A 13932-nucleotide genomic window follows, 5' to 3' on the forward strand; every position below is an offset into this window, starting at 1 on the left:
CTTACTAAGCGTTACTTGTTCTCTTTTTCATTAATAATTTTCGTTGCTTCATCAACCATCCATGCTTGTACCTTGTCAATTGGCTCGTTGCTAAGCATAAATTTGCTGAAGCCGTCGCCGATAATTTTTGTTAAATCAGAAGTTGAAAGCGTAATCACCTTGGAAGCATCCAAATACTGAATGTCATCGCCAAATAGCGTGTACTTTAATGACTCTACATCGTACTTATCTGTGTTTTCACCGATCAAGCGCTCCAACAGTGCGGTTTGATCTGCTTTCTTCCAACCGGAAAATTCTTGTCTATTGGTTGAATCTGCTGTAGACATGAAGCGCATCAGCTTATACGCCTCTTCCTTGTGCTTCGATGTTGAGCCCATTGCCAAGTGTCCACCGCCAACAAAGTATTTACCATCCTCATATTCTTTAGGCAAAGCATTCTGCGGAGGCAAAGGAACGGGCGCGAAAGCAGTCACAAAATCATGCGGGTACTGCTCAAGATTCCCTGCATCAGGAATCGTGAAGCTTCCAGACATCACCATCGCCGCATCGCCGTTGAAGAATTCACTGCGATAGTTAAGCTTAGATGCCAGTACATCTGCATATGGTTTCGCTGACTTATCTACACTCTCCATGTCTTTTCGCAGTTGGAAGAAGTATGGGTAGGTAGGGTCAGCGAAAATGGTGCTGCCGTCCTCATAGCGGAACGGATCTTTCATCACCGTTTGCGCTGGACCGTTCATATACAACTCCCATGTGTGGAAGTATGTTCCGTAGCGCTTGTCTACGCCCTCGCCTTTCGTTAGCTTCTTCGCATATTCACGATAGTCGTCCCATGTCCAGCCAAACTTAGGAACAGAGAGCCCAGCTTCATCCAAAGCATCCTTATTAAGCAGAACATAAGTATAACCAGCAGTATATTGCATCCCGTAATATTTTCCGTCTACTTGCGGGTTAGCATAATACTCTTCTTCCGCTTTCAAACCTTCTTTATCATAGAATTCATTAAGTGGTGTAAATGCGCCGCGAGCCGCTCTTTCAATAACTGCGGATGAACTTGGTAATTGAACAACGTCAACTTCATCTCCTGAGGAGATAAGGAAGTCTAGTTTCTTTAACATTTCTAAAGAATTACCTGGAACGAGCACGACATGCTCAACTTTAATACCAGGGTTAGCCGCTTCAAACTCACGCAGCATTGCATCTGTAGCCCCTTCTTGAGCCTCATTGTCCCAGTTATAGTACTTGATCGTCACTTCTTCCTTTGTCCCAGCACCTGTCGACGGTGCTGATTCGTCAGCAGCTTTGTTTCCACAAGCGGTTGTAAACATCATGAATGCTAGTAGGATGCAGGTGGAAATAAGAAAATAGCGTTTTCTTTTACTTGCCATGTGCAGTTGCCCCCTTAGTTCACTATAGTATGGTCTGTTTTAAGTCTATTGTTAGCGCTTACAGACAGTATATATCGCTTGCAATTTGCTTGCGTGTATAATTTTGTGCTTGTGCGATAACGATTTTGACCTTTTAGAAAATGAACTTTTCACTGTTCAGGATCCATATGGATTCATAAAAAATAACCAGCCACGATCAATCAAAATACAAATCCGCGGCTGGCTATTATATTAGCTTACTATGGCTAATCCTGACTCTGACTATTGTACACTTGGAATGTGGACAAGTTTGGCCACCAGCGTGAGCCAGTGATCTTAAGACGCAAGCGGCTGCTATGGATGGCTGGAAAATGACAAATTCGCTTATGACCGATAATCGTACCATTCAGAATGGGCTGCCACTCCCCTGTGCCTGAATCTGTACTTTCTTCTGTCGTATCAGCATGATCGGATTGCCAATACTCCAAGCTGAAACTTTCGATTCTCTGCGTATAACGATATTCCTGAAGTACGATATGGTCGAACGTTTGCTTCATTCCTAAGTCTACAATGATACTCGCCACTTCTGTACCTTCCTCAGGAGCCCAAAATGTATCTCGATCGCCATCCAATACATTCGCCACTTCATGCCCAGCCATTGCTTCATTAGCCGCAGCGGATGCACCACACGCCAAATTCGTCTTAAACGTATTTCGAATCCAAGTCCCCAACTCTTCTAAGCGCTGCACATCGTTATTGTGAAATAGACCGTTCGTATCTGCAGGAATATTAAGTAGAAGCATTGCATTTCCTCCAACCGAACCATAGTACATGTTGCGCAGCTCATCCAATGATTTGACCTGATTATCCTGACTCGCATGATAAAACCATCCTGGGCGAATCGACGTATCCACTTCCGCTGGATACCAAGCAAGCTCCGATACATTGGCGATCGTGTCACGGCTCCCCAAGTCTTCGTCTTCTGAAGTGAAGCGCTTAGCGAATTCATCATTATCTTCCTGCTGTGAATTTTCCTGAATTCTCTCCTTGTCCTGCAGCGATGCTGGTACTACGCTCCACTCCGACTTTCTACAATGCCCCGCCTCATTGCCACACCAGCGCACATCCGGCCCGCAAACCGAGATACACGCCTCTGGCTGCAATTCACGAATGAGTGCATAATAGCTGTTCCAATCATACTTCTGCCTCTTGCCATTAGGCCCTTCACCACAAGCACCATCAAACCATACACTGAAGATATCCCCGTACCCAGTTAGTAATTCGCGCAATTGATTTTTAAAATAATGATTGTAAGCAGGTGAATCTCCGTAACAAGACTCGTGTCGATCCCACGGCGATAAATATATGCCAAATCTCAATCCACCCTCGCGGCAGGCATCTGCCACTTCACGCACGACATCTCCCTTACCATCCTTCCATGGACTATTCTTCACCGAATGCTCCGTGTACTTGCTAGGCCATAGACAAAATCCATCATGGTGCTTACAAGTCAAGATCAGCCCCTTCATCCCAGCTGCCTTACAAGCGCGCACCCACTGCTTCGCATCCAACCGCGTTGGATTAAAAATACTCGGCAATTCCTGTCCACTACCCCATTCTTGATCTGTAAACGTATTTATTGTAAAGTGTACAAACGCGTAAAACTCCATCTCCTGAATCATCATTTGCCGTTCCGTCGGTCTCACTAACGCCGCCGCTTTAACTTGCTCTGTACTGATAACTCCGCTGCTGTTAATAGCCATTGAAGAGCCCCCATCTTATTTTCTATAAGCTACATCGTGAAAGATATAATACGCATTTATAGCCAAGAACCGAACTTAGTTAATCATACAGATTCATAATATGTGGAGAAACGCAATATTTTGTTATTAACATGCAGTATTTTGACCTAAATATCGAAAGCCAAGATCCTTATAATCAGACCTTGGCTTTCGATTGTTTATTTGGATGCACATTGCTAGCTGCCCAAGCCTCTTTGAGAGACGCCTCGATAGAGTTTTGATTGCCACTCCATTCGTTGTTTACTAAGCGTTACTTGTTCTCTTTTTCATTAATAATTTTCGTTGCTTCATCAACCATCCATGCTTGTACCTTGTCAATTGGCTCGTTGCTAAGCATAAATTTGCTGAAGCCGTCGCCGATAATTTTTGTTAAATCAGAAGTCGAAAGCGTAATCACCTTGGAAGCATCCAAATACTGAATGTCATCGCCAAATAGCGTGTACTTTAATGACTCTACATCGTACTTATCTGTGTTTTCACCGATCAAGCGCTCCAACAGTGCGGTTTGATCTGCTTTCTTCCAACCGGAAAATTCTTGTCTATTGGTTGAATCTGCTGTAGACATGAAGCGCATCAGCTTATACGCCTCTTCCTTGTGCTTCGATGTTGAGCCCATTGCCAAGTGTCCACCGCCAACAAAGTATTTACCATCCTCATATTCTTTAGGCAAAGCATTCTGCGGAGGCAAAGGAACGGGTGCGAAAGCAGTCACAAAATCATGCGGGTACTGCTCAAGATTCCCTGCATCAGGAATCGTGAAGCTTCCAGACATCACCATCGCCGCATCGCCGTTGAAGAATTCACTGCGATAGTTAAGCTTAGATGCCAGTACATCTGCATATGGTTTCGCTGACTTATCTACACTCTCCATGTCTTTTCGCAGTTGGAAGAAGTATGGGTAGGTAGGGTCAGCGAAAATGGTGCTGCCGTCCTCATAGCGGAACGGATCTTTCATCACCGTTTGCGCTGGACCGTTCATATACAACTCCCATGTGTGGAAGTATGTTCCGTAGCGCTTGTCTACGCCCTCGCCTTTCGTTAGCTTCTTCGCATATTCACGATAGTCGTCCCATGTCCAGCCAAACTTAGGAACAGAGAGCCCAGCTTCATCCAAAGCATCCTTATTAAGCAGAACATAAGTATAACCAGCAGTATATTGCATCCCGTAATATTTTCCGTCTACTTGCGGGTTAGCATAATACTCTTCTTCCGCTTTCAAACCTTCTTTATCATAGAATTCATTAAGTGGTGTAAATGCGCCGCGAGCCGCTCTTTCAATAACTGCGGATGAACTTGGTAATTGAACAACGTCAACTTCATCTCCTGAGGAGATAAGGAAGTCTAGTTTCTTTAACATTTCTAAAGAATTACCTGGAACGAGCACGACATGCTCAACTTTAATACCAGGGTTAGCCGCTTCAAACTCACGCAGCATTGCATCTGTAGCCCCTTCTTGAGCCTCATTGTCCCAGTTATAGTACTTGATCGTCACTTCTTCCTTTGTCCCAGCACCTGTCGACGGTGCTGATTCGTCAGCAGCTTTGTTTCCACAAGCGGTTGTAAACATCATGAATGCTAGTAGGATGCAGGTGGAAATAAGAAAATAGCGTTTTCTTTTACTTGCCATGTGCAGTTGCCCCCTTAGTTCACTATAGTATGGTCTGTTTTAAGTCTATTGTTAGCGCTTACAGACAGTATATATCGCTTGCAATTTGCTTGCGTGTATAATTTTGTGCTTGTGCGATAACGATTTTGACCTTTTAGAAGACGCTTAAGATATCTACGGAATTATCTTGATCCGTATTGCTTAACCTTTCACACCGCCTAGGGCAATCCCGTCAATAACTTGTTTCTGCAAGATAATAAACACAATCAATAAAGGAATGATCGCTGATACGGCTGCCATCATCATAATCGCATCGTTGGTCGTGTAATCATCTCTAAACAATGTCATGCCGAGCGGAATGGTATACAATTCTTTCGATTGTAAGAATATCAACGGATTTTGATAGTCATTCCATGACCAGATGAACTTAATAATCGCCACTGTCGCTATCACTGGACGACAGAGCGGAAGCATAATCGAAGTGAAAGTACGAATATGTCCTGCTCCGTCTATTCTAGCAGCTTCCAAATACTCGTTGCTCACACCAGACATAAATTGCCGCAGCAAAAAGGTAAAGTAAATTGAGAACATACTCATTAGTATTATCGCTGCATGGGTATCATAAAGTCCCATCCAACGAATAAGCATAAAGCGCGGAATGAGCGTCGCTTGATCAGGAATAATCATTAATGCCAACAGCAAGGTGAACACAAGGTTGCGTCCACGAAAATTCAGTTTCGTAAATGAATAGGCTGCCATCGTTGATATAATTAGCGATAGTATAGTCACAATAATCGATACTTTAATAGAATTAAGATAAATATCAGCAAACGGGACATTTTTCATCCAAACTGCCTTGAAATTGTTAACCACGTTAATTGAACTCGGAATCCATTCAATCGGAAAGCGCATAACATCCTTTTCAAATTTAAATGCCGCCGAAACCATCCATAATAATGGAAAGATGAATATAATGGATACTATCCCCATAAACGCTGTAGCGATAATTTTAGAAATCTTATTACGTATATTCAGCATCGTACTCTCCCTTTCCATTAAAATGATTCTTCTTTACGCATCTTCCATGTTGCCGCTGTAATCAAACCGATAATCGCAAATAACAGCCAAGATATCGCCGAGGCATAGCCCATATTGTAGTTGACAAAACCTTCCTCGTAAATGCGGAATACAATTACGGTTGATGAATTATCAGGTCCGCCTTCAGTTAAGTACGAAATAATATCAAACACTTTAAATGAACCAATTAGCATCGTAATGAGCAAGAAAAATGTCGTTGGTCGGAGCAGCGGGATCGTGATCTTGAAAAACTTATTCATCCCCGTCGCGCCGTCAATTTCTGCCGCTTCATATAACTCTTCGGAAATATTGGACAATCCTGCCATGTAGATAATAATGGTATAACCAAGCCCTGCCCACGCACTAATAATGGCAACCGAAATCAGTGAAGTATTTGGATCAACGAGCCATTTCGGAGGATTCGATATGCCAAGATCCATAAGCACTTGATTGATAGGGCCTAACGAAGGGTGGAATAGAATGCTCCACACTGCTGCTATAGCGATAATCGAAGAAATGTACGGTATGAAAAATACGACTTTGAAGTAATCTTTAAAGTACACTTTACTATGAATAATGACTGATAGCACAAGTGCTATCGCTATCGGCACTGGCACGGTAAATACCGTATACATGAGGTTGTTGCTCAATGCCTTCCATATTGTCGGATCTTGAAATAATTTAATGTAGTTTTGCAAACCGGCAAATTTAATGCCTGATATTCCTGATAATAAATCCCACGATGTAAAGCTTAGGTACAGCGAAAACCCAAGAGCAAATACATTAAGCAGCAACATGCCCACAATTTCTGGCGCTAGAAACAGCCAACCGACTAGCGCTTCCTTCCTCCGTGGTGTCCAAAATTTCTTTTTTACATGCCCCGCCTGCTTCTTCGGGAGCTGATAACTTGAAGTTGTGTCCTCCATTTATGATGTCACCTCAACTTGTAGTTTTGTTGACTTCATCATAAGTCTCAGACAAGGCAGAACAAAGGATGGATTATGACCTTGTGCGGGTAAAATTTTGACCTTTGACGGTGACATAAATGCGCTTGATTGTTCAACTCCCATGTTACAGAAAAAGAAATATGCAGCAGCAGGAATGATTGCAGGTAATACCCTTACCATGTTGGCTTATTTGCTCGCGACCATTTTTTGTTTCGTCTATTTTGGATCTGACGTCATGAACATTTACTTCCTTTCTGATTATAGTCATGATAGTATTTCAATCAATGGATTGAGAGTTAGTATCCATAATCTATCATTCATAGCAATCCATAATTCGTAGAAATATGGGAGATAAATGAATGTTAAAAGTGAACCGAAATGACGATCGCCCCATATGGCAGCAACTTCTAGACCAAGCGATTCATAATATTACAACCGGAAAGTGGAAACCAGGCGAATTGCTGCTCCCATCCCGTGAACTCGCCTTACTGATTGGCGTTTCTCGTTCAACTATACAGATTGTTTACGAGGAGTTATTCAGCCGCGGGTACACCGTAACCTCTCGTCGCGGCGGGACAAGAGTCAGTGAATGGACATATGCGCCTCGTCCGTCAGAGGCTGCTGCGGCACAGGGGCCGGTTCCACCCGAATTGCCTGTATTAAACGCTGCAATCGGCCATTTGCATAGCTGGTTCGGAGAAAAAGAAAATCGAAAAATAGAGATCGATTTCAGTCCTCATGAGCCTTATTTAGACGAGCATTTTCAAAAGAATTGGAGGCGTTCCTTTTTACAGGCCTCCACAGAAGCAGACTTGGACAGTTGGGCTTACGGCAACGCCTATGGATTTCTCCCGCTGCGGGAACAAATACAACGTTTTTTGTCCCTTGAACGAGGCGTACATGTGAATGTCGATCAAATCATATTAACCTCAGGCGCACAGCATAGCATCGATCTAATCGCCCAAGCCCTCTTACATGAAGGAGAGATCGTTTCGGTTGAAGATCCTGGGTTTCCCGCTGCGTGGATGGCGATGAAGTATCGACGTATGCAAGTGGTCTCCGTTCCAGTTGACGAGTATGGGCTATGCGTAGACTGCATTCCCCCTCATTCCAAACTTGTGTATGTTACTCCATCGCACCAGTGTGCGATTGGCGTTATTATGTCGGAGCCACGGAGGCAACAATTGTTACACTTGGCTTCTGAACAGCGCTTATGGATTGTCGAGGATGATTATGACAGTGAATTCCGGTATCGCGGTGACCCGCTTCCAACCTTGTTCAGCCAGCAACCTCAGAATACGTTATATATGATGAGTTTCTCCAAAATGGTTGCTCCTGGTATTCGGATATCGGCAATTATCGGTCCTCAAGAGGCCATTCGTCAAATTGCCCAAGTCCATGAATTAACCTATCGTCATCTTCCAATTATGGAGCAATTAACGCTAACTCATTTTATTGAACACGGTCATTTCATGCGCCATATGAGACGAGTGCGAAATGTATATCGACGCAGACACGAAGCTATGACGAAGGCCATAATCGCAACAGGTCTAAGTGAACATTTTACGCTAAGCGGTGTAGAGACGGGGTTGCATATGCTTCTTGAGGCGAATCAATCATTTGACGAAGATGCTGCGACGAGATTAGCGCTCGAACATGGAATTCGTGTTTATCCACTTAGCGTATATTGTATGGAAAGCGATCGAAAAGGTTGGGTACTGGGTTTTGCTAAAGTAGATGAAGCAGCCATTGAAGAAGGCATCCATCGTCTAGCAGGCATTCTTTTATAGTGCTGCATAAGTGTGAATTTTGTTCGGAAGTTCTAGCTCCCATAGGCTTAGCATCCCTACGTCATGTCAAAAGCAACAGAGAAAGGAGTCTACTATTCATAGACTCCTTTTTGCGGGTTTCATGTTTTATGAATTGGATGGCTTGATTGGGACTTTCATACCCGGGCTGTACATGTTGTCAGCTTCGACTGGACTTTCTTTTGCTGTCACATGATATGGAATAACACGGTACACCTTAACCGGTCCGCCAAATACAGCTGAGCGATATTTGTCGACATGGTGTTTGGATAAAGGACGGTTATAGTAGCCTGGAACATATTTATCCATCAGTTTCTGAAGCATAAAGGTTGCTTCATCCAGATCTGTAACGGGTTCCGCTTTTCCAAAAACCATCACGCTCATATAAGCTGTATCCGTCTTTGCAGGTACCGGGTTTGTAATGGTGCCATATTCTTCACATACCGTAAAACAAATCTCAGGATTTTCTGCGATCACCTTATTGCGTCGACCATCCCCTGCCCCGTGGAAATATAGCCTGTCATCCAGCCAAACATAATTAAGCGGTATAACGTAGGGACGATTGCCATCGGCTAATCCAAGATGTCCAATCCTTGCCGTATTAAGAAATTGATTGATTTTCTCTTGATCCAGGCATTCCCTCGTTTTATAACGAACCGTATCCATTGTTCAATCCTCCATGATAGAAAAATTTTGCAATTTTACACTTGCAGCGAAGATGTTGAAATGATTGATTTGTCTGAACCCATTCTGTTGCAAGGTAGGTGTCTTCATGAAAGTGTAACAATTAATGGATTGTGAGTTAATATCCATAATTCAGCAATCTAAACAATCCATAATTTCTAGCGGTAACATCGTATCTAATCGGCGTGGTGAATCTGGTCGCTTGTGGACTTCACGGTTAGGCTTTGTTAACAACATAAAAAGCCGCGATCTACGCGGCGATAAATGAGTTAATTTAACTTATCCTTTGCTGAAGAATTACGAGCAGTTCTTCAACGGTATCCCAAACAATTGGACGAAGCTCTTTTATTTTTACAGGAAGTAACTCGGCATCACTGCTGTTCACGGTCCATACCACCGGTATGTTCAAACCAAGCGCGTATCCCGCTGTAAAGTACACCTCAGGGGATTGACTGGTTAAATCCGCAATAATCAATTTACTGTCCGCTATAAGTTCCAAGGAATACGTTTCAAGATTCTGCGGCTTCGTATGTGTTGTATGTGTTAGCAAGCGTGGCAGATAACCGAACTGCTCGATATTAGGCAGCAGCCTTTCTTGCCACTCCGTGCACAAAACTCCTTCATTCGCGATGAGAACGGAGCATGGCTTTAATGGTTGTCCTCCGGCGCTTGCGGCTGCTTCGCTCCATCCTTTTTCCGTAAGCTGAAAGTTCATTCCTTCTCGAATGATGAACTGTTCGCTTCTTAGCTTTTCAATGATATATACCAGCTCTTGCAGGTTGGGAGAATACGTCAGGTTATAGTTGCTCGAAAGTGGTTGAATGACAACGGCTTCCCCTAAGCCTTCAGAATGTCTATACAAATGCTGCAGAAGACGGTTGCTTTTATCTTCTATGGTTACAGGAATATTCGGAGAATTTACAATCGTATCTAGATCGTCAGCTGATAGAATAACTTCTTCACCACAATCATTTCGCTCCCGGATATAAGCCGATACTAAATGAAGCATATTGCGCTTCTTTTGAAATGGTAACGAATTAATAGATTCGTAACTGTCTCTCAGTAGTCTATACGACCCGCCAGGTGCACAGGAACAGCCGATATATCTATCGTAATCGCCTTCCGGTTTAGTGGGGATCAGTTCATCGCAGAACAAACAGTATTTTTTAATCATAACCATTCATCACCTCTATTCTATACCTTACCAAGATTTATTTTAAAAATAGACAAGAAGATTTTTCCTTAATCGCGATGCTTCTTTCATTCCTAGTTGAAAAAGCCGCTAATTAATTATTTTATTTCGCCCGTAAAATCCCTTATTTTCTCAGAGATTTCTTTTGGATGGGAACGATATAAATAATGTCCAGCGTCCAATAAGACCATTTCTCCATGTACAGACTCCTCTATTTGTTTCTCATGTTCAGGAATCCATTGGTCCGTCACAGGGTGATTCGCATGGACGAAGAAAAGGACAGGTAATTGGCGAGGAAAAGTTAGTTGTTCTGCTGCTTTAAAGTTGGAATACATGTTCACCGCCTCATTTAATTGAGTGTTGTTATACATGTTCTTGCGTATCAACATGTTCAATTGTTCTTTGGTTTGTTCATCATAGGGCAGTCCATCATAAGCGTCCGTACTCATTTTCAATTGTAAACGGGCGAAGCCCAAGTTGCGGAACCATTTAACCGGTTCTGTGTCTGACGAATCAATCTTCTGTTCGCTCAGTGACGGAACGCTGCTATCCAGCCCGATAAACGCACTCACTTCATTTGGATATTGGTTCACATAATCCAGACTATAGAGCCCCGAAATGGAATGAGCCATGAGGATATAACGATCTATCTGGAGACTTTGTAACGCTTCATGAATTTCACTTACGATATTTGCTGTACTGCGCTCCTTCTTTGTTTGATCGCTCAAACCGTAACCAAAAGGTTCAACCACTACGACTTTATAATAAGGGATCAACTCTGATAGAAGTGGCTCAAAATCAAGTGCAGGTGCTGCTGTTCCATAACCAGGAAGAATCACAATGATTTCTTTACCTTGCCCTTGAATAAACACATTCATCTGTTTTCCATCTACAGTTACATGCTGACCGTATGGTTCCATTCTTTTTTGTTCTGCATAACTGCTGATTTTATTTACGGTATACACGGTGGCGATAAAAAGGAGGATAGCGATAACTACTGCAACGATTACTTTAAGCAAAATATGTAGTACTCTCTTTGTTTTTGTACGATTCCTTATTTCCTTTCCTGCAAGTTGTGTCAAACTTTTCAGCTCCTTCTTGTTATCTGTACATTGACCTTGCGGTTCACTAATGCAAGTCTAGCCCACCAAGATATCCTCTCAATGAATGCAATATGAACGGAGCATGAATAAAGTTTTAGACATTCAGGATAAGAACTTGGTTCCTTCAAACAAAAAAGCCGCTATAATAGCGACTTTAAATAGACGTCCGGCTTATCAAAAAAAACGGTACTTTCATTCCGTCAGGCTTGACCCGCCGCCTTTAACAGACGAAGCAGGAGTTCCTTGCGTGGTTCCTGCGCCTTGCGAGCCAATGCAGCCAGCTTTTCCCTCCAGATCGGGTACAGTACTCGCTCGGCTTCCTCTTCCGACAGAGTCTCGATATGCTTCACGAATAGTGACAGCTTATCTTGGTTTTCCAGCTCCGGTTGAATTTTCAGCTTCAGCGAATCGTGGGAGCGCAGCAGGCAGGCGATCAAGGTTGAAGTCGAACGTTCCGTAATGCCATAGGTGTCGGCAAAAACGGCCGTGAACTTGTCATGCACCAGCTGATGCTCATCATCCACAAGGTCCATGTAAGCCTCAACAAGCGGAAAATACTGCTCGGACGAAAGCCCTAGCCCGAACACAGCATAACTGCCCGGCATGACGCTTTTTTCATCTTCTCCATCTTCATACCATTCAAATTCTACCATCGCCTCACGAGCGTATTCCTCCACTAAAGGATGCAGCTCGGAATAAGCCAACGCATTTGCAAAAAAACGATGCGTATCCGATTTGGCAAGTCCTCTGATAGGCAAATATTCTCTTACGCTGGATTTCAACTTGATTTTATAGCTTTTCGGGAAGCCCTTTCGGAGCAGGGAGAGAATAAACGCAATTGCCCGCTCATACGCCTCGGCTTCTTCCTTGCGAATAACGATTGTGAAGAGGGAAAAAACATCGTTAGCCTTGCATTCAACCAACTCATGACGCATATGAACCTCGTCGTGCGAGAAGCTGTCGCTGCCCTCCTTCAACATGCGTGTGGCCTTGCCGCTACCAAGCTGCTGGGCCAGCTCCAGAAAAGTTTGTCCCCTAAATTTGCTGAAGTTCGGCTCATAACGAATAATCATTACGGCACCATACAACAAAAGATCAATAGGATGATTCGGCTCATCCTTGTTTTCCAGAACCGCATCCGGCTTGATTTCATATTCATTGGCCCTGTAATCGTTGCGGGTGATATTGAAATAGCGTGGCAAGTAGACATTCTCGGCCCAGTGGGTCAAAGCCCGAATGATATCTCTTCGATGCTCTGCAAGAGCCTCAACCTGTTCTTTATTCAACTTCTGAATCCGGTCAAATAAAGCAATCGTCCTTGAGGCGTCCGGTTCGGGAAACAAATGCGGGTCCAATAGATGGCGCGCCAAAAAGAAAGTTTCCAACCGCTTTGTCGGATTAGAGCCCTTCTCCAGTATGTTCTCAATATAGGACTGAATTCGCTCCAGAAGCTGCCGCTTTTTCTCTTCATATACCGTTTCCAGTACTGTTAATTCCACTAGCCCGTCCATCGTTGCGAAGGCTCCTTGAAAGCTAAACCGGTAGTCGATCAACGGCGACGTTACTAGCTTGTCCAGCCTCTCCCTTACGAAATCCGCAAGCACGGGCTGAACCTCATGCAATACCTGCTCCCGCGTAAAGGGTGAAACTTTCATCGACTTTTTGCCTGCAGCACTCCCTGTAGATTTCGAACTATCAACCCTAGTCCTGCCCGGCCGATAATCCAGCTTGACATCATTAAAGATGCCTATTTGCAGCGTGGTCCGTTTGCCCAATTCCTCAGCGTCAATTCGTTTTTCCTGTTCCTCAAACCATTTATGAATCGCCGTTCTCATCTCTTCTAGCGCTTCTTCTTGCAATGTGTTCATCTTCCCCCACCCTTCCACATCTTTCATCGACTTATCTCCAGATTCATTCTAATTTGAATACACCTTAAACCGCTTGTAACCACTCTGAGACATGTCTTTCACTGGCCTCATTGCTGTACCGTTACGTACATAAGACCATCCCCTAGGAGATGGTCTAAATATTAATTAGTATTTGAATACAGCGGTCATGACATTAACACAACCTCACCTAAGTAGAGACTATGAGATCCTCCCATACCATCTGCTTTTATCGTAGCTTCAGTATAAGTTCTTGGGCCAGAAATATCCGAACCTTTCGGGAGTTTTGCAATGAGCAGTATATGCTTAAAGTACACTATAAGACAGGTGGAATTGTTCTACAAGGAAATATATGTAAGGGGGTGGAAAAGTCATCAACTTCTTGTCAAATGAAAGTGACAGGAATTTGATGACATCAAGTAAAAGCTGCTGTTTCATGGTTATTACATGCCGCTATGTT

10 protein-coding genes are annotated in these 13932 nt (G+C 43.5%); 1 reads left to right on the top strand and 9 read right to left on the bottom strand.

The features are described 5' to 3' along the window. Positions 1-11 precede the first annotated feature (11 nt). From I2H74_RS15000 to I2H74_RS15020, 5 genes are all read right to left on the bottom strand, one after another. Positions 12-1388: an ABC transporter substrate-binding protein gene (locus tag I2H74_RS15000; protein WP_195575018.1), complete on the bottom strand. Its 1377-nt coding sequence runs from the start codon at positions 1386-1388 to the stop codon at positions 12-14. A gap of 245 nt (positions 1389-1633) precedes the next feature. Beyond that, complete coding sequence (locus I2H74_RS15005) at positions 1634-3130, bottom strand: alpha-L-fucosidase (RefSeq protein ID WP_195575021.1); 1497 nt, start codon at positions 3128-3130, stop codon at positions 1634-1636. 289 nt (positions 3131-3419) lie between these two features. After that, positions 3420-4796, bottom strand: coding sequence for an ABC transporter substrate-binding protein (locus I2H74_RS15010; protein WP_195575018.1), 1377 nt, complete (start codon positions 4794-4796; stop codon positions 3420-3422). Positions 4797-4976: 180 nt separating this feature from the next. Next, the gene (locus tag I2H74_RS15015) at positions 4977-5813 is read right to left on the bottom strand and encodes a carbohydrate ABC transporter permease (RefSeq protein WP_195575023.1); all 837 of its coding nucleotides are present in this window, start codon (positions 5811-5813) and stop codon (positions 4977-4979) included. A 17-nt stretch (positions 5814-5830) separates the two neighbouring features. Further along, the gene (locus I2H74_RS15020) at positions 5831-6778 is read right to left on the bottom strand and encodes a carbohydrate ABC transporter permease (protein WP_195575026.1); all 948 of its coding nucleotides are present in this window, start codon (positions 6776-6778) and stop codon (positions 5831-5833) included. A 380-nt stretch (positions 6779-7158) separates the two neighbouring features. On the opposite strand from I2H74_RS15020, the gene I2H74_RS15025 reads away from it, so the two are divergent. Continuing rightward, complete coding sequence (locus I2H74_RS15025; protein WP_195575028.1) at positions 7159-8589, top strand: PLP-dependent aminotransferase family protein; 1431 nt, start codon at positions 7159-7161, stop codon at positions 8587-8589. A gap of 126 nt (positions 8590-8715) precedes the next feature. On the opposite strand, the gene I2H74_RS15030 is transcribed toward I2H74_RS15025, so the two are convergent. The 4 genes from I2H74_RS15030 to I2H74_RS15045 form a co-directional block, all read right to left on the bottom strand. Continuing rightward, the gene (locus I2H74_RS15030; RefSeq protein WP_195575031.1) at positions 8716-9273 is read right to left on the bottom strand and encodes a pyridoxamine 5'-phosphate oxidase family protein; all 558 of its coding nucleotides are present in this window, start codon (positions 9271-9273) and stop codon (positions 8716-8718) included. A gap of 292 nt (positions 9274-9565) precedes the next feature. Then, the gene (locus tag I2H74_RS15035; RefSeq protein ID WP_229106709.1) at positions 9566-10300 is read right to left on the bottom strand and encodes a hypothetical protein; all 735 of its coding nucleotides are present in this window, start codon (positions 10298-10300) and stop codon (positions 9566-9568) included. Between the two features lie 281 nt (positions 10301-10581). Further along, on the bottom strand, positions 10582-11565 hold the full coding sequence (locus tag I2H74_RS15040) for an alpha/beta fold hydrolase (protein ID WP_195575037.1): 984 nt from the start codon (positions 11563-11565) through the stop codon (positions 10582-10584). Between the two features lie 221 nt (positions 11566-11786). Beyond that, the gene (locus tag I2H74_RS15045) at positions 11787-13454 is read right to left on the bottom strand and encodes a DUF6138 family protein (RefSeq protein WP_195575039.1); all 1668 of its coding nucleotides are present in this window, start codon (positions 13452-13454) and stop codon (positions 11787-11789) included. Between the last annotated feature and the right edge of the window lie 478 nt (positions 13455-13932).

The organism is Paenibacillus sp. 1001270B_150601_E10, from assembly GCF_015558675.1.
Lineage (GTDB): Bacteria > Bacillota > Bacilli > Paenibacillales > Paenibacillaceae > Paenibacillus_B.

Coding starts and splice junctions, on each gene's coding strand:
- I2H74_RS15000 (WP_195575018.1), bottom strand. CDS start 1,388: ATGGCAAGTAAAAGAAAACGCTATTTTCTTATTTCCACCTGCATCCTA.
- I2H74_RS15005 (WP_195575021.1), bottom strand. CDS start 3,130: ATGGCTATTAACAGCAGCGGAGTTATCAGTACAGAGCAAGTTAAAGCG.
- I2H74_RS15010 (WP_195575018.1), bottom strand. CDS start 4,796: ATGGCAAGTAAAAGAAAACGCTATTTTCTTATTTCCACCTGCATCCTA.
- I2H74_RS15015 (WP_195575023.1), bottom strand. CDS start 5,813: ATGCTGAATATACGTAATAAGATTTCTAAAATTATCGCTACAGCGTTT.
- I2H74_RS15020 (WP_195575026.1), bottom strand. CDS start 6,778: ATGGAGGACACAACTTCAAGTTATCAGCTCCCGAAGAAGCAGGCGGGG.
- I2H74_RS15025 (WP_195575028.1), top strand. CDS start 7,159: ATGTTAAAAGTGAACCGAAATGACGATCGCCCCATATGGCAGCAACTT.
- I2H74_RS15030 (WP_195575031.1), bottom strand. CDS start 9,273: ATGGATACGGTTCGTTATAAAACGAGGGAATGCCTGGATCAAGAGAAA.
- I2H74_RS15035 (WP_229106709.1), bottom strand. CDS start 10,300: ATGCTTCATTTAGTATCGGCTTATATCCGGGAGCGAAATGATTGTGGT.
- I2H74_RS15045 (WP_195575039.1), bottom strand. CDS start 13,454: ATGAACACATTGCAAGAAGAAGCGCTAGAAGAGATGAGAACGGCGATT.